The sequence below is a fragment of the Streptococcus oralis genome (genome assembly GCF_003944215.1).
GTDB lineage: Bacteria > Bacillota > Bacilli > Lactobacillales > Streptococcaceae > Streptococcus > Streptococcus oralis_BI.
Map to the genome: position 1 here is coordinate 1 of NZ_RJVZ01000016.1, position 26,387 is coordinate 26,387.

Annotated in this window: 25 protein-coding genes and 2 pseudogenes; 6 read left to right on the forward strand and 21 right to left on the reverse strand. The window is 39.3% G+C overall.

Annotated elements, in window-relative coordinates; all coding sequences use genetic code 11:
- Window positions 1-123: 123 nt before the first annotated feature.
- The 5 genes and pseudogenes from D8804_RS08525 to ylqF form a co-directional block, all read right to left on the reverse strand.
- Window positions 124-523, reverse strand: a pseudogene (locus D8804_RS08525) (MepB family protein).
- A 65-nt stretch (window positions 524-588) separates the two neighbouring features.
- Window positions 589-1,329, reverse strand: a pseudogene (locus D8804_RS08530) (CPBP family intramembrane glutamic endopeptidase).
- 50 nt (window positions 1,330-1,379) lie between these two features.
- Window positions 1,380-2,930, reverse strand: coding sequence for a ClC family H(+)/Cl(-) exchange transporter (locus D8804_RS08535; RefSeq protein ID WP_125399487.1), 1,551 nt, complete (start codon window positions 2,928-2,930; stop codon window positions 1,380-1,382).
- Between the two features lie 16 nt (window positions 2,931-2,946).
- Window positions 2,947-3,726, reverse strand: a complete 780-nt coding sequence (locus D8804_RS08540; protein WP_125399488.1) for a ribonuclease HII — start codon at window positions 3,724-3,726, stop codon at window positions 2,947-2,949.
- Complete coding sequence (gene ylqF / locus D8804_RS08545) at window positions 3,713-4,564, reverse strand: ribosome biogenesis GTPase YlqF (RefSeq protein ID WP_125399489.1); 852 nt, start codon at window positions 4,562-4,564, stop codon at window positions 3,713-3,715. The genes D8804_RS08540 and ylqF overlap by 14 nt, the downstream gene beginning before the upstream one ends.
- Window positions 4,565-4,773: 209 nt before the next feature.
- Here ylqF and mazE point away from each other — a divergent pair, with 209 nt between their 5' ends.
- A complete protein-coding gene (gene mazE / locus D8804_RS08550) occupies window positions 4,774-4,989 on the forward strand; it encodes a type II toxin-antitoxin system PemI/MazE family antitoxin (RefSeq protein ID WP_001098942.1) in 216 nt (71 codons plus the stop codon).
- Window positions 4,973-5,329 (forward strand): type II toxin-antitoxin system PemK/MazF family toxin, encoded by a 357-nt coding sequence (locus D8804_RS08555; RefSeq protein WP_125399490.1) that lies wholly within the window; start codon window positions 4,973-4,975, stop codon window positions 5,327-5,329. Before mazE ends, D8804_RS08555 begins: the two co-directional genes overlap by 17 nt.
- Window positions 5,330-5,362: 33 nt before the next feature.
- On the opposite strand, the gene D8804_RS08560 is transcribed toward D8804_RS08555, so the two are convergent.
- From D8804_RS08560 to D8804_RS08585, 5 genes are all read right to left on the reverse strand, one after another.
- Entirely contained in the window at window positions 5,363-6,541 is a 1,179-nt protein-coding gene (locus D8804_RS08560; protein WP_125399491.1) for a hypothetical protein, read from the reverse strand.
- 169 nt (window positions 6,542-6,710) lie between these two features.
- A complete protein-coding gene (gene addA, locus D8804_RS08570; protein ID WP_125399493.1) occupies window positions 6,711-10,364 on the reverse strand; it encodes a helicase-exonuclease AddAB subunit AddA in 3,654 nt (1,217 codons plus the stop codon).
- Window positions 10,361-13,636 carry an ATP-dependent nuclease subunit B gene (gene rexB, locus D8804_RS08575; protein ID WP_125399494.1) on the reverse strand — a complete coding sequence of 1,092 codons (3,276 nt, stop codon included), beginning with the start codon at window positions 13,634-13,636 and terminating at the stop codon, window positions 10,361-10,363. Before rexB ends, addA begins: the two co-directional genes overlap by 4 nt.
- A gap of 106 nt (window positions 13,637-13,742) precedes the next feature.
- Window positions 13,743-14,162, reverse strand: a complete 420-nt coding sequence (locus tag D8804_RS08580; protein WP_125399495.1) for an EVE domain-containing protein — start codon at window positions 14,160-14,162, stop codon at window positions 13,743-13,745.
- Entirely contained in the window at window positions 14,155-14,616 is a 462-nt protein-coding gene (locus D8804_RS08585) for a MarR family winged helix-turn-helix transcriptional regulator (protein ID WP_093585388.1), read from the reverse strand. Before D8804_RS08585 ends, D8804_RS08580 begins: the two co-directional genes overlap by 8 nt.
- Before the next feature lie 146 nt (window positions 14,617-14,762).
- On the opposite strand from D8804_RS08585, the gene D8804_RS08590 reads away from it, so the two are divergent.
- From D8804_RS08590 to D8804_RS08600, 3 genes are all read left to right on the forward strand, one after another.
- Window positions 14,763-15,572: a Cof-type HAD-IIB family hydrolase gene (locus tag D8804_RS08590; protein WP_125399496.1), complete on the forward strand. Its 810-nt coding sequence runs from the start codon at window positions 14,763-14,765 to the stop codon at window positions 15,570-15,572.
- 141 nt (window positions 15,573-15,713) lie between these two features.
- Window positions 15,714-16,622: an ATP-binding cassette domain-containing protein gene (locus D8804_RS08595; protein ID WP_061852292.1), complete on the forward strand. Its 909-nt coding sequence runs from the start codon at window positions 15,714-15,716 to the stop codon at window positions 16,620-16,622.
- 10 nt (window positions 16,623-16,632) lie between these two features.
- Window positions 16,633-17,385: an ABC transporter permease gene (locus D8804_RS08600; protein ID WP_125399497.1), complete on the forward strand. Its 753-nt coding sequence runs from the start codon at window positions 16,633-16,635 to the stop codon at window positions 17,383-17,385.
- A 38-nt stretch (window positions 17,386-17,423) separates the two neighbouring features.
- Here D8804_RS08600 and D8804_RS08605 read toward each other — a convergent pair whose 3' ends face one another.
- From D8804_RS08605 to D8804_RS08660, 11 genes are all read right to left on the reverse strand, one after another.
- Window positions 17,424-18,302 carry a sensor histidine kinase gene (locus tag D8804_RS08605; protein WP_125399498.1) on the reverse strand — a complete coding sequence of 293 codons (879 nt, stop codon included), beginning with the start codon at window positions 18,300-18,302 and terminating at the stop codon, window positions 17,424-17,426.
- Complete coding sequence (locus D8804_RS08610) at window positions 18,299-19,000, reverse strand: response regulator transcription factor (RefSeq protein ID WP_125399499.1); 702 nt, start codon at window positions 18,998-19,000, stop codon at window positions 18,299-18,301. Before D8804_RS08610 ends, D8804_RS08605 begins: the two co-directional genes overlap by 4 nt.
- A 106-nt stretch (window positions 19,001-19,106) precedes the next feature.
- The gene (locus tag D8804_RS08615) at window positions 19,107-19,844 is read right to left on the reverse strand and encodes a TraX family protein (RefSeq protein ID WP_125399500.1); all 738 of its coding nucleotides are present in this window, start codon (window positions 19,842-19,844) and stop codon (window positions 19,107-19,109) included.
- 139 nt (window positions 19,845-19,983) lie between these two features.
- Entirely contained in the window at window positions 19,984-20,295 is a 312-nt protein-coding gene (locus D8804_RS08620) for a hypothetical protein (protein WP_125399501.1), read from the reverse strand.
- Window positions 20,296-20,400: 105 nt separating this feature from the next.
- Window positions 20,401-21,420: a hypothetical protein gene (locus D8804_RS08625; RefSeq protein ID WP_125399502.1), complete on the reverse strand. Its 1,020-nt coding sequence runs from the start codon at window positions 21,418-21,420 to the stop codon at window positions 20,401-20,403.
- Window positions 21,421-21,433: 13 nt separating this feature from the next.
- Window positions 21,434-21,880 carry a hypothetical protein gene (locus tag D8804_RS10135; protein WP_125399503.1) on the reverse strand — a complete coding sequence of 149 codons (447 nt, stop codon included), beginning with the start codon at window positions 21,878-21,880 and terminating at the stop codon, window positions 21,434-21,436.
- Window positions 21,881-21,922: 42 nt separating this feature from the next.
- Entirely contained in the window at window positions 21,923-22,390 is a 468-nt protein-coding gene (locus D8804_RS08635; protein WP_260472348.1) for a hypothetical protein, read from the reverse strand.
- A gap of 101 nt (window positions 22,391-22,491) precedes the next feature.
- Window positions 22,492-23,052 (reverse strand): hypothetical protein, encoded by a 561-nt coding sequence (locus D8804_RS08640; RefSeq protein ID WP_125399504.1) that lies wholly within the window; start codon window positions 23,050-23,052, stop codon window positions 22,492-22,494.
- A 28-nt stretch (window positions 23,053-23,080) separates the two neighbouring features.
- A complete protein-coding gene (locus D8804_RS08645) occupies window positions 23,081-23,539 on the reverse strand; it encodes a hypothetical protein (RefSeq protein ID WP_221763053.1) in 459 nt (152 codons plus the stop codon).
- A 379-nt stretch (window positions 23,540-23,918) separates the two neighbouring features.
- Complete coding sequence (locus tag D8804_RS08655) at window positions 23,919-24,647, reverse strand: HEAT repeat domain-containing protein (protein ID WP_125399505.1); 729 nt, start codon at window positions 24,645-24,647, stop codon at window positions 23,919-23,921.
- A gap of 49 nt (window positions 24,648-24,696) precedes the next feature.
- Window positions 24,697-25,194, reverse strand: coding sequence for a YfbM family protein (locus tag D8804_RS08660; RefSeq protein WP_125399506.1), 498 nt, complete (start codon window positions 25,192-25,194; stop codon window positions 24,697-24,699).
- A 168-nt stretch (window positions 25,195-25,362) separates the two neighbouring features.
- Between D8804_RS08660 and D8804_RS08665 the strand changes: the two genes are divergently transcribed.
- Window positions 25,363-26,385: a hypothetical protein gene (locus tag D8804_RS08665; protein ID WP_125399507.1), complete on the forward strand. Its 1,023-nt coding sequence runs from the start codon at window positions 25,363-25,365 to the stop codon at window positions 26,383-26,385.
- Window positions 26,386-26,387 lie beyond the last annotated feature (2 nt).

Consider the following 26,387-nt stretch of genomic DNA (forward strand, 5'->3'; position numbering starts at 1 on the left):
ATTTCATGCTTCTATCTCAATATTATCAAGGGTTTAGACCATCTTAAGTCAATTGTACATAAACTTTTAGTTTTATAAGAAACAGGTCTTTGTGTGTATGTAATCCGGAAAAATGATAATAACTTATGCTTGTTTGTCAATTTCTCTATAATATTTCAATTGCCATTTTTGTGTTGCTAGAGCTGTTTTAATTAAATTTGTGCACTAAGGAGGATAAAATCTCATAGACATTTTTCCTTTGCAATTTGTTGTTGAGAGAATTTTTTATGAATAGCCACCTCTTTTGGAATAATAAATAGTTCCACCTTATCTTTATCGATGACAACGATAATCAGCTCAGTCCCAAGATCTTCATTGGTATAAGGAACATTCTTGTTATCCTGGTCTTTGTCTTTTTTTCAGAAAACGGTAAAATATCCTTCTTTTTTCGGTGTTTTTTTGCCAATTCGTATTTTTCATTGTATTTTTCTTCAATGAAATCAAAATCGCCATAAAAATTATATAGAATATCGCGTATTTTCATTATGATGTATGTCCTCCTTAGCAAATAACTTTTCCAAAGAATAATACTGTTTCCAACAAAATTAGCTACCGACTATACTCATCTTTTTTATTTATTACCATATAGCAGGATATCAAGATGACGAAGATTTTAATCAGGTAAGTTTCGTATCGATCAGTATCTATGGTTAGCTGAGACAAGACGTTAATGATCGAATGAGTCATAACGCAAATCCAAAGATTCTTTGTTTTGATATAAAGTGCCGAGAGTATGAAAGAATTTGTCAGCAATCCAAATAAAAACGGTAGAATTTGCAGAGTTGCTAGGGAACCATCTATGTAAAAGAACAACAGATGCCAAATCGCCCAGCTGAAAAAGGTTAGGATTGTTGAGTGAAAATACGGCAACTTCTCTTGTAAAATTGGTTGAAAGACATATCACCATCCAATCTCTTCTATACCACCAAAGACAATAAATTTGAAGAACATCAAAAATGGGAGATACCAGCTAAATTCTATTATTTTCCCACCAAACATTAGAAAAGAAAAATCAAGGATAATTAGGAAAAAAGATAATAAATAATGTTTATAACTAATATGGATGTTAAAAAAATCTTTTACGATCTTCTTAAAATGAATATGAAAATAGTGACTTGCAACAATTATTCCCCAAAGAGCTGAAGAAATCCCACCAACAATGATTCCTAAAACAGTTAATAGACTGGAATGAACAGAAAAATGATTCAAGAAAAAGAAAAGGAGACAAACTGATACTATTTGGCTAAATGTACCTAGCAAATATACCGCAATTGTCTTACTTCTTTTCATAGAGAATCCTTTCAAATTTATTTTACATAAAATAAATTATGTAAAATAAATTACAACAACAAATCTTTGACTTTCCCAATTTCACTTTTTGGAATCACCAGGTGAATCATATCACCCAGATACATTCTAGTTGAGCCGTTAACTGTTTGGCTTTTGCCATTATGGACTTGGGTGGTGATGAGTACGTTGTGTGGTAAGTTGAGTTCATGGACTTGTTTTCCTGCAATTTTATCTGAAACAGGGATTTCGATAAGAGTTACTTCTCCTTCGTCTGTCGCTTCTTCTGGCAGCATTTTCTCCAACATGGCTTCGTATACTGGAGCACCCTTTAGTAGATCCATAATAATGTAGGCTACTAAGGTTACAAGTCCAAGGGGCATGAGGTTTCGAATGTCTCCTACCATTTCGGTTACAAGGATCATGGCTGTTAGGGGAGCCTTGGATATTGCTCCAAAGTAGCCACTCATTCCTAAAATGATAAATATTGGAAATTGTTCCTGACTGACAAGACCAAGATTCACACAAATGACGCCGACTAGGGCACCAAGTAAGGAACCAAGGGCCAATATTGGTAGGAAGATTCCTCCTGGAAGACCACTTCCATAACTAACCATGCTCCAAACAAAGCGAATCAAAAAGTAAGCTAATAGAACTTGGAAACTGAAATCTTCCTTAGTTAGGGAAAGAACAAGCTGATTTCCCCCACCGAGAATTTGTGGTAGAAAAACCCCTACTGGTATGATAAGGATAAAAGCTAAGATTGGATAATAAGCTCTTTCTAAATGGATCTTTTGACCAAGCCAGTCATATACTTTGCTGACATTTAGCACAGCTTTCTCATAAAGAAAACCTGATAATCCGAGAAAAATACCCATGAAAAGATAAATCCAGTACTGATCTAGAGTCATGAGAGGGATATTGTCAGGCATATCCAGTACGGGTGTTAGGCCAAATATGAGTAGAGAGACAAAGTTTGCTACAATGCTGGCTGCTAGAGTGGAAACCCAGAAAAATCGTGAAAAGTGATGATAGACTTCTTCTATTACAAAGAGGAGGCCTGCAATTGGTGCATTAAAGGCAGCTGCTAATCCTGCTGCAGCACCACTAGCAATTAAGGAACGTTCCTCAACTGGACTCGATTTGAGCCATTTAGCAATGCCCTTACCACCAACTGCTCCAAGTTGAATACTTGGCCCTTCTCGACCTAGCATGAGTCCACTAGCAATAGCTAGAATACCTAGAATATATTTCCTCCAGAGAACACCCCACCAATTAAGCGACATGAGTCCTTTTAATTCGGCCTCAACTTGTGGGATCCCTGATCCTTTGATATCTTTCTCTGAGCGAGTTAATTTAGCACTGAGCCAGCAGATGAGTATGTAAAACAGAACAAGGACAAAAAGATTGCGCACTAGGTGCGCTTGATCTTGATAGAGGCCTTGTATCAGGTGGAAGCCTTTTTCGATTAAGAAACGAAAAGATCCGACGATTAGCCCGACAACTAGCCCGACGATAATCCCTCGCCCAACTTGGGATAATATGGTACTTGAGGCAAAGGCAAATTCTTTCTTGGATCGGAGTATTTCTGACTGTTCCTCCATAATCATTTCCTCCAATTTAACTTTCTTTATTTGCTGCAACCAGTGATTTTATCGGTTCAAAACTGGTTCGATGAATGGGAGTAACTCCTAGTTTATTGAGACCTTCTAAGTGTTTTGCTGTTCCATATCCAGCATTTGCAGTGAAATCATATCCAGGATACTGATTGTCGTAATCCTTCATTAAATTATCTCGTGTTACTTTGGCCACTATGGACGCAGCTGCGATAGAGAGCGAGTTAGCATCTCCCTTGATAATTGCTGTTTGGGAAATTGGTAAATCAAGCCGCATGGCATCAATCAAGAGGTGCTCAGGCTTGGGACTGAGCTGAGAGATTGCTTCCTTCATAGCAAGCTTGGTTGCTTCGTAGATATTGACTTGGTCGATGACATGATTATCCATGATTCCAATGCCGATTACCAATGCTTGATCTTGAACGGCTTGAAAAATTTCCAAATGTTTCTTTTTTGGGATTTTTTTACTATCGTTGAGGCCTCTGATTTTACAATTTTTAGGCAAGATTACCGCTGCAGCGACCACAGGTCCAGCAAGTGGACCACGGCCGACCTCGTCAACGCCTGCTATTAGGGTTAATCCTTGTTTATAAAGCGCCTTTTCATAGGAAAGCATAGATTCCAAACGAAGGTCTTCATCCAGTTCTGCCTGAATGGCTTTTTTCCGCTTGCTGATTTCCTTTTGAACTCCAGTTCGGCTATCTTTTTCCAGTTCAAGAAAAAGAGAATTATCTAGGTCTTTGACAGTCGCAAGAAGTTCCTTGATTTCTTTAATCGTCGTCATCGATGTCGTCCAATGTATCTAAGGTATAGTTACCGAGTTTTCCATCACGGACTTCCTTGACGAAGAGGCTGTAAAAGCGGTCGTAGTCGTCACGGAAACCGAGGGCACGTGTCATATCCATGATGATAACAGGCGCTTCTTCTTCTATCTTCATTTGTTTGAAGCGTTCAGCTAGCTTTTCTGGATAATGTTTTTTGAAATAATTGAGACCAAAAATGGTCACCTCATCCATAGGAAGCAACTGGTCTTTGATAGCTCCAGTCAAGGCTAGTTTTAGAGCGACGGTTTCATCTTCGAACTTAGGCCAAAGAATCCCTGGTGTATCTAGGATTTCAAGGTCTTTATTGGTTTTGAGCCATTGTTGCCCCTTGGTAACACCTGGTTTATTGCCGACAACTGCAATCTTTTTCCCAGCCAAACGGTTCATGAGAGTTGACTTACCAGCATTTGGAATTCCGATAATCATGGTCCGCAAGGTTTCAATTTTGATACCGCGTTCTTTCTGGCGTGCAATCTTATCAGCCATGAGCTTTTTAGCCGCATCTGTCACAACTTTTACAGTCACTTGCTCTTTAGAATTGATAGCCAGTGTTTGAATCCCCTGTGATTCAAAATATTGACGCCATTCTTTAGTCATTGATGGATCAGCCAAATCTGCCTTGTTCAAAATCAAAAGTTTGGGTTTATCACCAACAATTTTGGTTAACATAGGATTTTGACTAGATAAGGGTAGCCGAGCATCCACCAAAATTGTCACAAAATCAACAAATTTTAAATTCTCCTGAACCTGTCGCCGAGCCTTAGACATGTGGCCCGGAAACCATTGAATAGTAGCCATAATATTTTCTCCTTCCGACTAAAAAAACGTAATAAAACGTTTTCTTTCTCACCATCTATTCTATCATAAATTAGGTGCTTTTGCACAGGCTTTGACTAAAATAAAACCACACTATAGCACATAACTTAATTTATGTAATTAAACATTTGCTTGACTTTTTTTGCTAACAGGTATATACTTAGTGTATACTAATTCGTGGAGGTAGAGCAATGAATACAGTAAAGACTCGGAAGGTGGGGAATTCTCTCACTGTGACCATTCCTAAAAATTTAGGTATGACAGAAGGTCAAGAAATGGTTGTCTACAAAGGGATTGACGGAGTCATTGTCTTAGCTCCAAAATTAAAAGATCCCTTTGATGGGATTACTGATTTGAGAATGACAAATGATTTTGAAGGGGTAAGGTCACTTGATAGCGAAATCTGACTATATTCCTGAGAAGCAAGATATCATTTGGCTTGACTTTGATCCATCAGTTGGTCGAGAAATCCAGAAACGGCGACCTGCCTTGGTAGTTTCTAGGAGAGAATATGCCTTGCAAACTGGTTTTGTGGCTGTCTGTCCCATCACTCATGGCCAACAACGTTTGGCAGAGAAAGGCTTGCTCGTTCCTGTCTCGTCGGATAAGGTAGATGGCGCTGTCAATCCATTTCAACTATATACATTTGATTTTCGGATGCGTAATGCTCAAAAAATAACAAGAATGGACACACAATGTTTTCAGAAAGTCGTCCAACTTTACCAATACATTTTTGAAGATACATAAATCCTACCATGCATAGACAAGGTAGGATTTTTTCTATATGAGTAACCTATCTAAAAATGGGTGAAGGCAATTGAGGAGAATTCCTCTAATCCAGCTTTCTTGTGCAGATGATAGATGTTCTAGCTGAAGGCATTCTTTTAGAAAATCACGGACTTGTTCTGGTGCAATTTCAAACTCAAAGGCTTTCATCTTGTAGAAAAAGTCGATGAGATGCTCAGATAAGTAATCATCTGAAAAGGGAACTTCACCACTTTTTCGATATTCTAATAAGAGCCGAGCAAATCGGGATTTTTCTTCAGGAAGCTCACGGAAATAAGAATTAAGAAGCCAAGTTTGTTTCTGCTTTCGTTCAATCGGATCTTGATTTGCAATTCGCTGATCCTTTTCCAGCTCCTTTTGGTTTTGTTTAGCCTTGATAGCCCGTTCTTCTCTATTTTTACCAAAGAGGATTTTTTCCCACTTTCGTTCTTCTTGGGTTAGGGTTTCTGTAAAGCCAAAGTAATCTTGATAGGCTCGTTCTGCAGGACCCATGGCAAGAATGAGATTGTCTGCGTATTGCTTAGCGATTTTATCTCTTTTCTTGCGTTCTTTCTCTGCTTGAATCCGTAAATGCTGCTCGTAGTCGATTTTCTCCTTGCCTAGTTTGACAAGGTAGAGTTGGTCATCGGTCTTACCAAGTAAAAAAGGTTTGATACACTTTTCCAGCACTTCTTCCATACGAGCCTTTTTCTTTGGCTCTGCCTTGGTCCAACTTCCGCCTTGAAAGACTTCTAGGAAGAGCTGATAATCTTTCTCAGGCGCGAATTGATTGCCGCGATTGGCTTTGAAAACACCTTTCCCCCAAAACCATTTTAGAAGTCGTTCGTCAAAATCGCTTTTATTTACCTTGATTTTTCCCTTTTTTTTAACTTTTCTAGTCAGATTTTCAACCTTTCTGAGCAGTTTTTCCTCCTCTTCCAGTTGCTGGTCTAAAGTCAGTCGATGAAAATGACGAACACAATCACTGCCAATCGGAAAAAGGCGTTGGCCTGTGACAGTATTAAAGAGTTCGTAAGAGTATTTAATGGCATTTCCGCAGATACAATTACTGCGCCCAATGCCATTAAAAATCAAGGAAACTTCATTCCATTCCTTGGTAGCTTGATCCCAAGTATCGGCTTTTGAAGCCTGTAAAACCGCATCGTGCAGAGATTTTCTAACTGGAAGTGTCATGAGGTCTCCTTTCTAATACTCAATGAAAATCAAAGAGCAAACTAGGAAGCTAGCTGCAGGTTGGTCAAAGCACTGCTTTGAGGTTGTAGATGAAACTGACGAAGTCAGTAACCTTACATACGGCAAGGTGAAGCTGACGTGGTTTGAAGAGATTTTCGAAGAGTATAAATTATACTTTTACAACTTGAACCTCGTCTTTACCGAGTAAAATTAGGTATTTTTCAATATTTTCAATCAAATAGGCTCGAGATAAAGCCTCTCCGTATAGGGCTAACTGACCACGGTAGCGGTCTATGAGTTGACTTGGTTGATCATAACGGTCAGTCTTGTAGTCAAAAAGAACGATGCGATCCTCATAAAGCAGATAGCCATCCAAGATCCCACGGACAACGAAGTCTTCCTGACTCTTTTGGTCTCGTTTAAGCATGGAGAAAGGTTGCTCGCGATAGAGATGGCCGGTATTAGCGAGAATTTCCTGACCAAGTGCTGTATCAAAGAATGCGAGAATTTTAGAAAGATTGATCTTGTCTCTTACAGCTGGACTAGTCTGAACTTGTTTAAGAGTATCTTTCAGGCTAGCAAGTGTTGGTTGCTGACTAAGGTCAATTCTTTGCATCAGTTCGTGGGTTGCACTACCAATCTCAGCTCCTGTTACCTTTGCTTTAGTTGAAAAATCAGGTAAAGCAAAGCTGATTTGCTTTTCCGGTGATTGAGTTTGGTTAGTAATTTCTACCCCTTCCATATCCATAACAGGTTCGTAGAATTTCTTGATTTGACTTGGGGTTTGAACACTTGGTAGTTCAATGGCTGCGCGGTGAAGAGTATTATAAACTTCCACCTCTTTCAGCATTTCCAGAGCTTCTTTGATGGTTTCTGACTGGCGATTGTCTGCTTGAGAGCTATCTTGGAGAGGACTCTTGTTTTCCAATTCACCAATAGCTTCTCTGGTAAGCTGATCTTCACCAACAAAGCGATAGCTAAAGTTGAGATTGTCCTTGGCAAACACTTTGATGATAGCCCAAATCCAATCTTGAAAATTCTTGGATTGCAATCTGGTATTGCTACCTAATTTTCCGCTCTCAGCTGCCGGGTATTCCTTTGCTTCCAGCTTTTCACGAGAACCCTTGCCAACAAGATAGAGCTTTTTCTCAGCTCTCGTCATGGCAACATACAGCAGACGCATCTGCTCTGAATAGCTAGCCAGTTGCAATTCTTCTTCATTCTGCGTATAAGTTAGGCTGGGAATGGAGAGTTTGATGGTTTTAGGATAGTGTGCTTCCACTGCTCCTGTCTCTACCTTGGCAATGTATTTGACACCAAGCCCATTTTGACGACTGAGAATGACGTCTGACATCGAATCTTGCTTGTTGAAGTCCTGATCCATGTTGAGGATAAAGACGTAAGGGAACTCCAGCCCTTTGCTCTTGTGAATGGTCATGAGTTCCACGGCATCTTTAGGCGGTGCGACGGCTACGCTTGCGAGATCGTGCTGGGCTTCTAGGACTTGGTCAATCATACGTATAAAACGCGACAAACCCTTGAAATTACTCTTTTCAAACTGGTCAGCTCGCAGAGCTAGGGCGTAAAGATTGGCCTGTCTGGCTGGACCGTTTGGCAAGGCTCCAACATAGTCATAGTAAAAACGGTCATTATAAATCTTCCAAACCAAGTCATAGAGAGAGTGGGTTTTGGAATACAGGCGCCAAGAAGACAAAATATCTATGAATTGATCTAGTTTTTCAGCTAGTTCTGTGTGAATCAAGTCTTTTTGGACGGTATCCTGTTTTTGAGCATTAACAAGTTTCTCATAAAGATTCTCTTGGACTTTATCAGCTGCTTTCTGAAGGGACAAGCGTGCCAACTCGTCCTCATCAAAGCTAAACATAGGAGACTTCATAAGGGCAACCAAGGCATAGTCTTGCAAGGGATTGTGAATGACACGAAGGGTGTCTAGCATGACTTGTACTTCTAGGGATTGGAGATAATTGTTTTGCTCGCCGTCGGTTTTAACAGGAATCCCGTACTCTGACAGAGCGAGGAGGATCTGGTCATTGCGACTACGACTGGAAGTCAAAAGGGCAATTTCTTTGAAGGCTACACCTTTTTCTTGATGGAGCTTCAGGATTTCCTTGATGACTAGACGCATTTCCCCAGTGAGTTTCGTTTCTGTTTGGCTCTCTTCCTCCTCTTGCCCACTATCGTCCTTATCGTAGAGGAGAAATTCTGCCTTGTCGTCTGGATTAGGAGTCAGTTTAGTATTAGCAAAAACAAGCTGGTGCATGCTGTCATAGTTGATTTCGCCGACCTCTTGGTCCATGAGACGTTCAAATACATGGTTGGTTGCTGACAGCACTTCTGAACTACTACGGAAATTTTCTTTAAGAAGAATCAACTTGCCTTCTTGAGGATTTTTCGTATAGCGTTGGAATTTCTCATTGAAAATCTGTGGATCTGCCTGACGGAAACGGTAGATGGACTGCTTGATATCCCCCACCATAAAGCGATTGTGACCATTCGACAACAATTCCAGCATTCGTTCTTGAATGTGGTTGGTATCCTGATACTCATCGACCATGACTTCGTGGAATCGTTCCTGATAAGCCTCGCGGACTTGTGGGAAATTCTCTAAAATCTCAATGGTGTAATGACTGATATCAGCGAATTCAAAAGCATTTTCCTGGCGTTTACGTTCACGATAAGCCTCCACAAAATCACTCATGAAGGTTTGGAAAGTTTTAGCTAGCTCCCAGGTGTCTTCATGATAACGCTCTTGGTAGTCGAGAATCGTTATCTGGTCCGCCAGTTGTCCTAGTTTAGCAAACTGAGCCTTTCTCTCATCGTTATAGGCATCAGCCAGTGGCTTCAATTCAGCCTTACGACTGGAATTGGCTAGAGCACGACCATTTTTCTCCTTAGAGATGGCGACAACACGCGCAAGCACTGCTTGATAAGCTTGGCTATCGGACTCTTGATTTAAGGAGCCAATTTGATCCAGAACCAACTGCACATTTTCTAAATAGGCAGCTTTGGGAAACTCCTTGGCATCATTATCCAGATGATAACGGAGGAAACTTTCCAAATCCCAAAGCATCTGCTTGATTTTCTCAGTTAGTTTTTCTTTTTCACTAGTAAAATCAGCTTCTCCAAATCCTTTGAGGAAAGACTCACTAAGCCATTTTTGAGGATTACTAGTGGATTGAAGGAAATCATATATTTTGTAGACTTGCTGGCGCAGACCTCGTTCATCCTTTCCTCGCCCAGCAAAGTTCTTCACCAAACGACTAAATTTCTCTTTATTCTCACCTTGGTAATGGTCTTCAAAAACCTTATGAAAAACTTCGTTTTTTAAGATTAGCTGTTCACTTTCATTTTGTAGAATACGAAAGTTCGGTGCAATATCAATCAGATAGCCATGTTTGCTGAGAAGCTTTTGTGTGAAGGAGTCCATGGTTCCAATGGCCGCGTTTGGCAGATCTGCCAACTGTCGTCCCAAGTGTTGTTTGAGATCAACATCATCGGTTTCTTGGATTTGCTGGCTTATTTTTTTCTCCAAGCGTTCTTTTAGTTCAGTAGCAGCCTTGACAGTAAAGGTTGAGATAAAGAGTTGAGAAATTTCCACACCACGCGCTAACTGATCCAGAATGCGCTCTGCCATGACAAAGGTTTTCCCTGAACCAGCAGACGCTGAGACCAGAATATTTTGCCCTGCGGTATAAATGGCTTCGATTTGCTCGGTTGTTTTCTTCTGTTCCTTGCTCGAATTCGCTTCTGCTTCTTGCAGTTTTTGAATTTCTTCCTCAGTAAAAAAGGAAATGGGCTTCATCGATTCAACTCCTCTCTCATTTTCTCAAACCAAGCTTGCTTGAGTTTTTCTCCGACCAGACGCTTGCCATCAGCTAGCTCTAACTTCTCTAGAAAACGGGCTTGTCCCAAATGGTAATTGGCTTCAAATCCTGTAATGGCTTGATGTTGCTGAACGTACGGGGCAATGCTTCTGCCATTTTCGGTATAGGGATTGATGGCGAACTGGCCTTCTAAAATCTTCTCAGCTGCTTTCTTGTAAAGATGGGCATTATAGTCTAGTAAGAGCTGGAACTCCTCATCTGTCAGCTGATTGACCTTGTTTTTGTTGTAAAATTCGCCCAAATGACTACTTTCTTTTTCTAAAAAGAGGCCTTGGTATTTCATTGATTTGCTGGCTTCTGCTACTGCTCCAGCCAAATTTTTAACAGCTAATAAAGATTGGACAGGTTCAGCCATTTCTAGGTACATAGCGCCGAAAAAGTTCTGCTCCCCTTCCTTTTTAAGGGCACCAAGATAGGTTGGCAACTGGGAATTAAGCCCATTGAAGAAATGAGGAAACTGGAACTGAGTCAGACTAGACTTGTAGTCCACCACTCCTAGCGCACCATCTGCTTTCAGGCGATCAATACGGTCAACCTTGCCTCGCACATGAACACTGCGACCATTATCCAATTGAATAAAGGTCTGGTCTTTGCCGCCAAATGTTGCTTCCTCTTGGATGGTTTCGATGGCTGGATTATGGCGGAGAATATGGCCAGTTGTCCGCGCGACATCGAGAAGAACTTCCTTGGTAAACTGGGCTTCCAAACTTTCCTGATAAATAGCTTCAAATTCGCGTTCTTGGCTGGTTTCCTTAATAGCTTGCTCCAGACGTTGGTCGAAAGGATTTTCAGTAGGCAGTTTTAAGGCACGTTCAAAAATACGATGCAAGAAATTCCCATGACTACGTGCGTCAGGACGCAGGCGCACTTCTTCCTGCAAACCTAAGACATAACGGAGGAAATAACTGTATTCATTGCGGTAAAACTCCGTCAAACCAGAGGTAGACAGGTAAAACTCTTTGTCAGCTGGATAGAGAGCCTGCAAGGTATCTTTTTCTAATGGCTTGCTGCTTGGACTGGTTGGGATGGCTGGATTTGTAAGACCTTTTTGATCAAGTTTTTTCCCCATCACACGCGCTAGAACCTTGATAAAGGTCACATCTTTTTCATTTTCACTAGAACCTGCCTGCTGATGATAGGCAACTAAGCTAGACAAGAGACTGTGATAAGAACCCATATCTTCCTTAGACAGCCCTTTGTGATGAATCTTCTTCTCTATCCGGCTAAATCCAAAACTCACCAGTTCCTGAAGATAGACCGATTCCTTGCTCTCATTTTCATTGAGAAGACTTGGAGCGGACAACACCAACTCCTTACGAGCAGCGTTGACTAAGGAAAGCATAGTGTAGCGATTTTTCTTGAGGTTTTCACTACTTGCAATCAGTAATTGCGCTCCCTCCTCAGTCGCTTGGTTTAGGTTTTGTCTTTCTTCGTCTGTCAAAAGACTGGTATTTTGCGCGATTTTTGGCAAATGATCCTGAGTCAGTCCAATGGCGTAGACAAAGTCAGCAGTCAGAGGGGCAATCAGATCGTAACTCTGCACCAGAACGGTGTCAACAGTTGCTGGAATGGTGCGATACTGGGACAAACTCATTCCAGAATGGAGCAAGGCTAGGAAATCCTCCAGACTAACTTGTGAACCTGCAAAGACCGTCGTAAATTGTTCTAAAACATGGCAGAAAGCCTTCCAAACTTCGGCTTGTCTTTCCTGTTCAAGAGCTTCCATGGTAGCTGTCAAGTCTTGCATCTGCTTGCTTAAAGCAGCATTTTTTAGAAAAGTATTCCACTTTTGCAAGAGATTTTCAGTCTTTTGCTTCCGACTGGCAAATAAGGTTTCAAGTGGCTCCAAAACTCGCAGACGAAGGGCATTCAAGTGTTCCAAATCAAATTTTCCGTGGTGGGATTTGGTAAAGGTCTGCTGAAAAGCTGGCAAGCCATTGATGCCAAGGTAACGGAGATATTGCTCAAAAGCATCAATATCTGCCTGACTAAGGTCGGTATATAAACCTGTTCTAAGAAGATTGATTAAATCCTCCTGACAAAAACGGTAGCGTTTTAAACGTAAAATAGACTCCACATACTGGGTCAAGGGATGATGAGCCATGGATTCACTTCTACCAAGATAGAAAGGAATCTGGTACTGGTCAAAAATGGTTTTCAGTGATAACTGGTAAGAAGCCACATCCCCTAGCAGAATACGGAAATTCTTGTAACTCAGTTCTGGATGGTTATGTAATTTCTGACGAATGCTGCGGGCTACCAGCTCCAACTCCTCTTTTTGCGTCAAGCAAGACCAGATTTGCAGATTTTCACGGTCTTTCTCATCAACCTCCAATGTTAATTCTGAAAAGTCATAAGAAGATTCTAGCAAACGAGAGGCCTTGTCAAAACTATCCATTTTCTCATGTGTCTGAGAACGATCCTGAGCAGTTGTTTGGTATTTTGCCCCCAAATGATGAAGAAATTCCACACTGGCTTGGTAGAGATTCCCTTCAGTGAACGGACTGATATAGGCTTTCTTGCTTGCATAAGCCCCAATAACAATCTCGACACCTTTTCGATGGAGCAGATCCACTACACGCTCTTCCTCGGCAGAAAAACGGGTAAATCCATCAATAACCAAGGCAATCTGACTAAAATCACTACTTACCTTGTCATTCTCAATAGCCTCAATCAAATGGGACAACTGACTTCCCTGAGCCAACTGGCTTTTATTAAGATAGGCAGTCACTTTCTCAAAAATCAAGAGTAAATCTGCTCGCTTATCCTCATCTGTTAAACTTTCCAAGTCCAAAAAGCTCATCTGAGCAGTCGTCATCTCATGATAAAGTTCAATCAACTGCTGGATAAATTGAGGATCTTGTTTAATAGCACCATAAACTCGCAAGTCCTTGGGATCTAGTTCGGCAAGGCATTTATAAAAAGCCATCCCAAGCCCGATGTCATCTAGGCTCGTCTTAGCTTGCAAATCATTTAAAACCAGGTAACGAGCCATTTGAGCAAAACGCGTAACAGTAATCGCAAAAGAAGCCTGCTGGGACAAGCATTCCAGCACGGCGCGTTCCTTTTCAAAAGAAAGAGAGTTGGGGGCAATGTAGAAGATCCGCTTGCCAGCAGCAACTAACTCCTCCGCCTCTCTGGTTAGGATTTCAGTCAAAGAAGTCCGAATATCAGTATAAAGTAATTTCATCTCTGCCTCGTTTGGTTTATCAAAGTTTCTTACTCTATTATAGCAAAGTTCGCTTCACAGTCCAAATCCAAAATTCTAGTTGACAATCATTTAATTTGCAAATCAATCATGCTTCATCATCCACTTTCATATGCTGAAAGATATAGAGGAAAAAGTCTTTGGAAACTTCAAAATGTCCATAACGAAGTCGAGAAGTATAGTCTTTCCATTCAGGATGTTGTCTGGCTATTTCTATGGAGCAATCTTTGACTGGTTGATAATAATCGACATTTCGTCTAAAGGGAAAGAATCCTTCAAATTGCTCTACTTGATGGGCTTTGTCATCTATAATTTTACCTACGGCCACAAAAGCCTGTAACTTATCTTGACCATTCATATCGTATTTTGGACTATAGTATAAAAGATAGTCACCTTTTTTCATACGATTTAAGGGGCCGCCCTTTCCATGACAGACCTGACAAAAATTTCCCTCAACTCCTCTTAAAACATGGTTCTTCGAAACAACTCCTACCCAATATCTAGGCATTTTTATCCTCCAACTCTACTAAAAAGCGATTAAAAACTTCTCTATCGTTAGATAGTTTTTCAAAAAATTTTTCATCAACACCTTCTACTAAAGGTAAAGCTTGATTGACCTTCTCCGCGCCAGACTTCGTCGCTGAGACCAGTTTTGCCCGACTATCCTTTGGATGTTGATCACGTTTAATGTAGTCTTTCTTCTCCAGTAGCCTAACAATCTGGGAAACCGTCATAACATCCATACCAGTGAACCGAGCAATATCAACTTGCGTTACATAATCCTCTCTATTGCTCAAAAACAAGAGCGAAGTCAAAACGATAAATTGAGGCAAAGTGAGGCCAACTGATTTCAAGACTCTTTTTAAGTTGCTTTCCCACTTGTTGTAGACTTTGATGAACAGAAGACCTGTAGACTCTGTTTCATCATTTTTGTAAATTGAATTAAAGTGATACTTTGACATTATTCCTCCTTAAATATTAAGTATACATATTATATAAGAATTTATTTTGTTTTTCAAGAAAAGGAAAGTCGAATGTTACAATTCTGTCAGNCATTTTATAGTCTATATGCTATAATAAAAGCAAAACACCTAGAAAAGGAAGTCTTATGATTAAACTACTAGCCTTGGATATGGACGGAACTCTCCTCAATGAAGCCAAGGAAATCCCACTAGCCCACATCACTGCCATTCACCAAGCCATTGAAAAAGGTGTCAAACTGGTTCTCTGTACGGGTCGCCCGCTTTTCGGTGTCCTCCCCTACTACAAAAAACTGGGACTGGACCTCCAGAATGAGTATGTCATTGTTAATAACGGTTGTTCAACCCACCAGACCAGTGACTGGAGTCTAGTTGACTGGCAAGAACTCAGTCCAGCTGACATTGAATATCTCTATGACCTAGCTGAAAAAAGCGACGTCCAGTTGACTCTTTTTGATGAGAAACATTATTTTGTCCTCGGTGGCAAGCCAAATGAAATTGTTCAAAATGATGCCAAGCTAGTCTTTTCAGACCTGACTGAAATCTCCCTTGAGGACGCGACTAGTGGCAAGTATCGGATGTTCCAAGGCATGTTTTTAGGCACCAAAGAGCAAACAGACGATTTTGAGCAGCGGTTTGCTGAGGAACTCTGCCAACGATTTAGTGGAGTTCGTTCGCAGCCTGTCATTTATGAAGCCATGCCTCTTGGGACTACTAAGGCTACTGCTCTTTCTCGACTAGCTGCGATTTTGAAGATTGAGCCCTCAGAGATTATGGCCATGGGCGATGCCAATAACGATATCGAAATGCTTCAGTTTGCAGGACTTGGCATTGCTATGGGAAATGCCAGCGACCATGTCAAATCCCTTGCTAATGACGTCACAGCTAGCAATGAAGAAGAAGGCGTTGCGCGTGCCATTGAGAAGTATATTTTATAATTGAGAAGCCCAGTTCATGTCAACTGGGTTTTGTTTTTTTAAGAATCACAAAACTTTAGAAACTCTTTAGAATTACTTGATATTTCTTTGATTTCTATACCTTATACTAAAGTTAGTAAAACAAATCAAAAGGAGAAAATCATGAAAACAGTACTCGAAATTCATGGACTGACCAAACAATTCGGCCAACAAGCTATTCTTCAAGATCTTAGTTTAACGATAAAAGAGGGAGATATTTATGGTCTAATTGGAAAAAATGGAGCAGGTAAAACCACTCTTATCAAAATCATTACACAATTATTGTTTGCGGACAAAGGTACAGTTTCTCTCTTTTCTAGCAAAGAACAAAATGAGTGGACCAAGGCCTTATCTCGAGTAGGTTCTGTTATCGAATCACCTGTAGCTCACAATCACTTAACAGCATACCAGAATCTGAAATATTATTGTATGATACGTCATATTCCAAATGCTGATAAGGTGATTCAAGAAACACTGGATTATGTAGGTTTGTCAGATACAGGTAAAAAAGTCTTTCGTGATTTCTCGCTAGGAATGAAACAAAGGCTTGGCATCGCCATTGCCCTTCTATCCAAACCTGATTTCCTGATTCTTGATGAACCCATTAATGGCCTCGACCCAATTGGAATCAAAGAATTTCGTCTCATGATCCAGCGGCTCAATCAAGAAAAAGGCATAACTATCCTCATCTCTAGCCATATCTTATCAGAACTCTACCTCCTAGCTAATCGCTTTGGAATTTTGGACCAAGGTAAGATTATCCGTGAAATCAGTAAAGCTGAGTTTGAAACACTGAGTGAGGATTATATTGTGCTTAAAACAAGCGATAAAGAAAGAGCTTGTCAGGTATTGAAAGAACAAATCCAGCTCCAGTTTAAGGTTGTCAATCCTGAAAATGAAATCCATATCTTTGGTAATGAACAAGATGTCAAACAGATTCTCAAGCAACTAACTTTAGCCGATGTTGCTATTGATGAGATTTACTTTGCCCGTCAAAACCTAGAAGAATACTTCACACAATTGGTAGAATAGGAGAAAAATCATGATACATACCATTCAAGCAGATTTTTACCGTCTTTTTCGCTCCAAAGGATTCTGGATTACAGAATTCATTCTCTTTGTACTTATGTTACTGGGTGCTACTATTGGTGCTACAGGACATCTAATGGCAGTAAATACAACACCACCAGAGACTCCAACCCATGGTTGGAATGGGATAGAAGCTCTAATCAACGCGTCCAGCAATGGTTCAAACCTCGTTTTTCTCTGCATTGTTCTAGCATGTCTAGTTCTAGGAGTTGATCTAATCGGCAAGCTCTATAAAAATAGTTTGACTGTTGGCGTTTCTCGTACAGAGTTTTTCCTTGCTAAATCCTTTGTACTAGCAAGTATCGCTCTCTTACAGCTCATCGCCAGCCTTGTGATTGCTTTTGTTCCCTCAACTCTACTAAACGGACTTGGTACGATGCCTGATGGTTTTATTACAAACCTCCTCTTAACGATTTTCCTTCAATTTCTCTGCCTCCTTGCTTGGCTTTCGATTGTTTCCTTCATTCTCTATGTGACTCATTCTTATCTTGCCGCATTTATTGGCTATCTAGTTACCTCTATCATTCTTTCTACGCCAATGCTTGTTTTCCCAGACATTGAAATTCTACGATATTTAATTCTAGATTTTGCCTATGCCATGACTGCTGATAGTCAAGCTATTCTTTATACCATAACGGTTTGCATCGCTATCATACTTTTCTTCTCTCTCAGTGGACTGACTGTTTTCAAGAAGAAAAGTTTATAAAAAGAACCTCCTCTAGGATATAGAGGAGATTTCTTCTGTTAAAAGTAAATAAAGACCGAAAACCATTCTCCATCAGTGGCTAGTTTCATACCCGCTCCAAGAAGATGAACCAATTCCTCAGTAATATAGAGACCTAAACCAGAGGATTCCTCTGTGTCTGATAGATTTTCAGAATAAAAACGATTGCTGAGATTATTTATATTCTTGATAGGTTTTTTAACAAGGTTATCAATTTCCAAAACAAGCCCTTTTTCTCTCTTTTTCAAAGAAAGCCGAGCCTTTTTCTTGCCGTGCTTGAGAACATTTCCAAGGAGGTTTTGTAAAATTCTATCCAGCAAGTCTTCGTCAGTCGTCGTTTTCAAACCTGGTTCAACGTTAAAATCAAGATCAATATGCGAAGATTGAAAAACGTCGTAATAGGCTAAAGTCTTCTTTGTTATAAAACTTGATAAATCAAATTCTTCCAGTTTCGGTTTTACTGCTCCTTCCATCAAATGACGATATTCAAGGAGAGCCTCTAAACGTTTGGAAACCAAATCAAGGTGATGGGCTATCTTGTTTAACGTTTCTGGATTAGATTCAGGATTTTTTATTAGTTGCTGAGTATATCCTGAAGCGATTGTTAAAGGTGTCCGAATATCATGAGCGATGTTACTGATTGCCATATCTAGGGTGCGTTTTTCATGCTCCATGATGAGCTGATTCTGTTCCACTTCTTGAAATAGATTCTCAATTTGGTTATGTAGACGCAAAATGGTCTTTGAAAAGAAATTTACACCGATCCTCTTCATACTACCAGAGCGAATCTTTTCTTCGATTTGTCTGCTTAAATCTTTAACTGCTAGATGATAGCGAATCAAAGAAATTGCAAAAATGATGTTAATGAGGAGCAATATTGATAGCAAAATATAAATCATTGCTTGTCTCCTTTTAATCGAACACCAACTCCCCAAATGGTTTCAATGTACTCATGATTTGGATCCAGTTGATGCAGTTTTTTACGGAGATTGCTTAGATGAGTGTTGAGCGTATTATCTCCAGGCAGGTAACTTTCTTCCCAAATCAATTCATAGAGTTCTTCCTTGGTGAAGATTTTTTTAGGATGATGGAGCAACATTTGAAGAATCTGGCACTCTTTCTTTGCAAGGCGAATGGTTTCAGTTGTGCTACTTATTTCAAAACTATCCGCATCGAACTGGATATTTTTAAAGTTTTGTACGAGATTATCAATTTCTCTTCGATCTTCTGACTGATGTTCACCACTTTGGCGTAATTGTACAGTGACTCTGGCAAAGACTTCGTTCAAATCAAAAGGTTTTACTACATAATCATTGGCGCCGTCTAGTAGGTATTGGCTGATGAGCTTTTTATCACCTAAAGCAGTGAGCATGATGACCGGAGTCTGACTAGTTTGTCGAATGGCTTGCAAGACTTGGTCGCCATTTTTCCCAGGGAGCATGATATCTAGCAAAACGAGATCAATGCCTCCTTTATCAAATTGCATGATACCTTCTGTGCCAGAAAAGGCTTGTATCACCTCGTGTTCCTCTGCAAGAAGGGTTCTTAAGATTTCCTGGATTTCATTATTATCTTCAATTACAAGTATGCTCGCCATAAACCTCGTCCTTTCTAAAACTATTATAACATGTTTTGTTAGGAATTCCAGATACAGAAAAACTTCTCTCACATTTTAAGCAAGAAGGAGCTAATGAATATTGAATCTATTTAACCAAATAAGCAATCAGGGTAATAATCCATAAATGGGCTGGGTAGAAAATATAAAAGAAATATTTACTCCAGCTAGTTTCCTTTCCTCGCTGTCCATTATAAAGTGCCATAAAAGGAAATACGGTGATAAAGAGCCAGTCAGAATTGTAAAGCATCATTTCTAGGGTTTGGTACCAAGTATCATAGGTATGGATAGAAGTCACTAACAGGAAGGCCCAAAGTAGAGTATAGAGGAGATTTCGCAATCCCTTACGATTTCTACAAGAGTAACTAATCAAGAGAAATGGTAGCATGGTGATACCACCCTCAGTAAAAAGACAACCGAAAATCAAGAGACCAGCAAGTCCAATCCGACGCCACAACTTCTCTTTTTTATCCAACTCTTTTCTGGGAAAACCAAGCCAAAGCATGGTGACACCGATGGCCAGAGTCAGAAAAATGTTATTAGTGACCATTACTCCTTTAGATGCAAATAGGGCATTGAGGAGGCTATTTCCAGCAAACATGATAAGCGCCCAACTCCAGAGACGGATGAGATAGTCTTTCAGATTTCGAGTATGGATAAAACCTTCCATAGCCATATACGCAAACCAAACTCCTACACAACGGGTCATAGCGTGGAAAATACCTTCCCACAGAGGAGAAACGATCCCGGTGATATGAGGAATATGGTCTAGAACCATTACTGCCACCATCAGATACTTCAACTGTGTCGCATTCCATTTATTCATAATAAACCTCTTTCTTTTTGATCTACATAGAGTATAGCATACATTTTCACGTATAATCGTACACCTATCTTACATTTAAAAAGCCTATCTTACATTTTTGTAAGACAGGCTTATAGCAACTAATTTTTATAAAAGAATATTATTTAATCTTATGCTTATCCATTTTTTCCTGGAAAATATCTGTAATGATTTGGCGCAATTCTTCTCGTTCCTTCTCAGGAATCTCACCACTTCTCTTGGCAACTGCATAGAGCTCTGGATGTTCGATGGAAATTCGCTTTATTGTCCGAGTTGTTGCGTGTTTTCTCACAAAAAATGGGATGCGTTTGATCCATTCCTGAGGTACTAGGGCAAGGATTTTCGCAGCGGTTTCCTTATCGCTAATTTCAGATGTTGTCAGTCCCTGCTTTATCATTTCCTGTTCTTTTTCAGTAAAATCTTTTAATTCCATGATTCTTCTCCTAGTTAGTAAATGACTCTATGGTAGATTATATACTAATCCTGACCAAAGTACAAATAGAATAACATCAAAAAAACTTAGTAGGTCTTCATTTCACTAATCATCACGCGCTACTTCTCCAACTAGCTCAAAATCTATCATATGGTAGTTTTCATCCAAACGAATCAAGGAAAAATATTCATTCCAAAATAGGTGGTCACTGGGACTTTTCCACTGGATACCATACCATAGTTGGGTCGAGTCTACAGGATGTGTAGGCGGAACTGACCATAATTTATCACCAAAGGTTGTTCGCATGGTTCCTTCTTCAATTCTAGTCAGTAAATCCACACCATCCAGCTTATAGGAGATAGCTTTTGATTTTGCTGCTTTGATACGATCTTCATCTAGTTTAAACTGGATAATTCTACAGTCCTCTAAGGCAGTCTCTTTTATTTCATCCCCGTATAAGGCAATACTTCCAAGAATCAAACCATCTTTGCCAAGAAGATAGGGAGCATACGACACAGCATTGCTATCTCGATGAAAACCTTTTTCGATAAAAATACTCTTATCAGCCTGATATTTTTTGATTTTCCCCGAAGAAAGAGCCTCATCATAATCGTTACTAAAGATGTCATTCTCCCTGATGTAGATGTCAAAACCTTCTTTTAGAAGGTCACTCACACTTGTTTGTGTTAGCGTGATTGGCTTATCATCTATCGTCAATTCTGGTGCTTTTGGTGGCAACCCTATCTGACCATAAGCTATCATAAGAAATAAAGCCACCATAAAAGAAACCACAAGCGCAATCATAGCTTTGCCCGTGCGTTTTCTGGCATTAAAAAGTGCCATAATCGGCGGTAGGATGACAATTCTGGCCAAGATAGCATTACCAGTTCCACCCCTACTCATTATTTGTACTACACAAACACCAGCAATCGCAATCATCGACAAGTAAACTAGAAGTTCGCCAAGCCCCATCTTATCTGTAAGAGTTTGTTCATTTACTGGCTCGTCTAAGACGGATTTCCCATTCACTACCAGCCTTTTGAGGAAGAAATACATTCCGAGTCCAATCCCCAAAAATGCCAATGCAAGAAAAGTTAGCGAACTGATTACAACTATTCTACCCATCTCAATTTTCTCCTTAGTTAATACATTCAACCTTTAATTTCTTTTTCAAGGTTCTATTCGCAATCAGTAGCACAAGCAAAAGAAAGGGCGCTCCATTAAGAACAAATATGGGGAAAGCCTTGATAGCAATCCATAATATCGTCCCTTTTTTCTCAATCCAACTACTCCCCCAATCACCATTGATCAATGGAAATAGTGATTCTATGTAACCTTGATACCATAGAAAAAATGGATTTTGGGAGCAATTCGCATTCAGCCAGATAATTATCAAGCAAAACAGAATCAAGTAGACCAGACCGACAAATACACTAATCCGTCTGGTGGTTTTTGTAGCCTGCTGACAGATTCTTTCTTTAGTCTCTTGATTGATCCCTTCCAGAGCACTATTCTTGAAAGTTTCTTTTTCAAATCTGTAGAGTAGATACCGATAGAGGTAATCCTTTCGCATATTGCCTTTCATATAAAACCTCGTCTAAAGCTTGGAGAACGAATTAAAAGTCTTCTAATTCAAGGAATTACAGTCTAGATAATTTGTGATTATTACAGAAGGGGACATAGGACTTTTTTTCAGAGCATATCGACATGCCATGTTTTTTTCATCGCCAAATCCATAGAATTTCTCATCAATCAACCATTTGCCATCTATCAACCTAAGCACAAACTTATGTTTCATTTCCAAAGCTTCCCCATAGTATGGTATGACCGTTGCCAGATCCCCTTTTCGCATGGTAAACCAAACGGAAAAATTTTCTCCTTGTAAATACGAATACTCACTTGGATGGCCATAGGAGTTCCTAGCCCCTTTTGATAAGAGTTTCTCGCTGACACAACCATCAAGGAAAGCCAGATAGCGTTGATGATATTCGTCCATCAATTCCTTCCATTTGGGATGGATCTGATGCGAAGGTATCTTGAGTAGTCCTTTTTCAGCATCGAGTCCCTTGTTGCGTTCATAGATTTCTTCTTCCAAAAAGGTTAATTTCTGTAATAATTCCAATAAGGGGATAAGAGTTTCACCACCATTTTTTTGTATTTTTCTGGGGTGCTTTTTAACGTCAGTTCCATTATTTCCTAACCTCGATATTCATGTGTCAGTTCTGCCAATTCTCTATCAGACAGACTACCATCAGTATAGAGTTTTGTCAGTAACTGATCATCAAATTCAAAAGAATAATATTCTGTCACAAATTCTTGAAATCGTTCGAACGTGTCAAAGATGTAGGCCAATAGCCAGGCTCCATCATTATGATTCTCAATATTATTTTGATGAACTGCACCATCATACCAGATACAAAATGTCGTTTCTTCCCTTTCCTTCAAAGTTAAAAGATTCAGCCATTTTTCGTCAATACCTTCATAAATTCTGTCGATAATGTTCTGATTCCATTGGTCAGCTGCAAACTGATTGAGACTATTTTCATGATCAAATCCCTTTATCAAGACCACTTCTTCTGCAAAAATCACATCCAAAGAATCCCCAGCACCGTTATCAATGCTGTATCGGTTAGTAAGGTCCGTTTCTTTCTTTCGTATCAATCTCAGATAATCTTTGGATGGATCTGTTAAAAAATCATCCAAAACATACAAGGCCTCAAGGCTTTTTTGCATATTGTCCCGGTCTAAGTGCTTCATATCTCACCTTTTCTACCCATCTTTTCCATTACTTGCTAAAATCGCAATTCTTATAGCGAGAAGAGACAAAGCCTGAAATCGAAATCTGAGGAATATTCCATTCATTAGCTAGATAAATTCTACACTCAATTTCATATCCTTTAGGAGTCCTTGCAATAAATTCGTATCTTCCTAATTCTTCATTGTTTCTGTTTCTTTCAATCTTTTCGAAATAGCTTTCTTTAAAAAACTTCTGAAACGCTTCCCAGATCAGCTCTGCTTCATCAATAGATAATTCGACTTTTAGACCATATTTCAATCCAACCTTACATCTCATCTTTCGACCCGTTTCATCAGCTTTGCAAGTTTTTACGCTTCCTTTATTATATACCCAATCCATACTGTCTAATTTATTGATTTTTCTGACCAACAAGTCTTTAAGATCAGTCATTTGTCCTAGAAAGTATTTGCTTGCAATCTCAAAAATCTCCAAATTCTCCAATGCCATCATCCTCTCTTATAATTTGAACCTTTCTTGGCCAGCTTACACTAGTTTCCTAATCCGCATCTACCCAGACATGATATTTTTTACAGTCAAGACATCTGAATAGATAGCCACAAACGGATCTATTACCATCCTCTATTAATATTGGAGCTTGAAACTCTTTATGTATAAAATACTTCTCGTTTTTCTTTTATTATACCACTTAAACGACAAAAGCCTGTAGTTTCAGTGTACTGCAGGCTTACTATGTTGAAAGAAACAATGATGACCACAACATTTATACATTTCAGGTGATGATATTGATAATATGTTTCTTTGTAGTTTTAGAGCTGCAGAAACTTATCTATCAAATAACTCTCGAATGTTTCTATATAATTGATCCCTAATGCTTACTTAGAAATCTAATAGCAGATTTTTTGGCCTTTTCTATTTTTTCAAGATCCATATTTTCTACTGCAGAAGATGGTATCCATCTCTTGCCAAATAATAGTTGAGCTGCTTCTATCATCATACCACAAGCATAGAGGTCTTTTTCTTCGGTAATAGCTTGAATAAAACTGGACTTTGCTTTTTTGGATATAATTTCTGCTTTTACCCTATGAAAGGACAGTTGCATGAGACTTGTCGCAGACCATGCACGACAAAGAGCATCTCCATCACCTAGCATTTGTCTTGTCAAAAGACCAATTTCTTTTTCTGTTCCTACCCAACCTAAAGCTATGACCACCTTTTGACGAAAAATAGTATTCTTTATATCTAAAAGTGAAATGAGAATAGGAATCAGTTGGTCACAAAGCGACCAATAAAAATCTCGATACTTTGATTTAGAAAGGATTTCTGCTATAAGATACGCAGTCAATACACTTTGTTTTTCCTCTTTAACTTCATCCAACTGTTCAAATAGAAACTCTAATCCCTCTCTTCCATGTTTATCAAAGCTACCTTCTAAATGCAGGTTTCTACCTTCATTCCAATCTTTGCAAATCAGTTCATAATGATATGCGATTTCTTGGGAACTACCCAAATTAGCTACAAATTTGATTCTTTTACCAGAAGGAAAGCTTTCATTTTCCAAGTCAAGATATGCTTTTTGTAAATCTTCTTTATCCATTTTTTTGCCTCAAGCTGTTTTATTCTTTTAGAAACGTTTGATAAACCTTTTAACAAATAGTGACCATGACATTACCATTGAGCTCTAAAATCTTCTTGTAAAAATCTTTTATTGCTTGGAAATACTCGCAGATTTCTTCTTTAATCTCTTCCTCTTCGTCATCATAATCCCAAATATCAGGATAAAGATCTGCATTTTTACAAGCTTGCATACTAAAATGCGCCATGGCTTCTTCAATATCAAAGTTCTCCAAAGCTGAACAAATCTCTACTACTTTTGTTTTTTCTGTATAAGCAATATATTCTGCAACATTTTCAAGGGGTGCCACACCCAAAACAGCCACGCTCAAAGGATCATTCCGACTAGGGTTTGAACTTCCAACCCCTGTAAGCACAAAATGAAGAACATCCCACATTTTATCTATATCAAGTAAAAGTTCTGCTTCCTCTTCTACTACCTCAAATTGATCATCTTCTTCCGCATTAAAACTTTTCATTTGATGTAAATACTGATCATTGATATATCTATAATTAGCAATCATTCCCATTTGTTTTTCCTCCAAAATTTCTATGTTGAATGGCATTTTTATATAAGCTCAATTTCGCTCAGGTTTAGTTTTTGCCTGATTTATTGTATCCTCAGATGTTTTCCCTATAAAGTGTTATAATAAAGGTGTATCCAAAATGTGGATTATAGTTTAAAAAGGAGAATAGCGATGGGCTTTTTTATATTTGCTTTGACTTTTTATTTTATTTTTTTCCTATTCTTAGTCTGTACGATTTATCTCTATTTTAAACTGGCGAGTGCCGTTAGCTCCGGCGAAGAAGTTCCTAAGTGGATGTATCAGTTTGGGCAAGGTTTTCAAGGACGCTACCATATTGAATATGAAGACATCACCAATAGGAATGCTCTCAAAGAAGTAAACCTATTTATTTTCTATTTTGTTCTGGCTAATATCCTCACTTTAGTGGCGCTGTATGTTAAAATGGACAATTTTTCAGCAGCTCTTTATACTTGTTTAAAGGCTCAATTTGCCATTGTTGTAGCAAGTATGCTGTTTAGAAACCTTATCAACTTAATGTTATTTATAGTAAAGCGCCCAAGGAAAAACCATCACCGCTATTCATCATCCAATGCGGTTGTTGGTGCTGTCTTTTTGACTACTTTCATCTTTACTTTTTGCATCTTCATTACTGGCTTCCCCGCTCAACCTTTTGGAATACAAATCGATAAGATCAATGTAGTGGTCGGAGAAACAAGAGCTTCAGAACTACTGGACCAGGGGTTCAGCTTTACTGGAAAAAATCCTGAGAGCGAGATTGTGAACAAGCGCAATGACCACTTCTACTATGGAGAACTGCTTGAAATAGTCCGAGATGGTAAATCTTACGGTCTTATGAGCATTACACCAAAGTGGAAAGACACTGATAAGCTCGCGAACTGCGTGGTTACATACTATGAAATCTCAGCAGAGAGCCCGCAACTATCCCAAGTTAACATTAATAACCAAGACCTCTCCAAACTTACAATCAATGACTTTAAAACAAAGAAATTAACAGATATCTTTTCACTGAAACCTGCTGACGCTAAAGAAGTGAAACAGGACACCTACTTCAGTCTGAGACTGCAAACTGCCGACTACGTGCTATGGAATAGCTATCAATTTGTGGCGAATTTCAATAGTGACCAGTCCCCTAATCGATACGGAGTAAGAGCCCAGCATACAATCTGGGAGTGAGA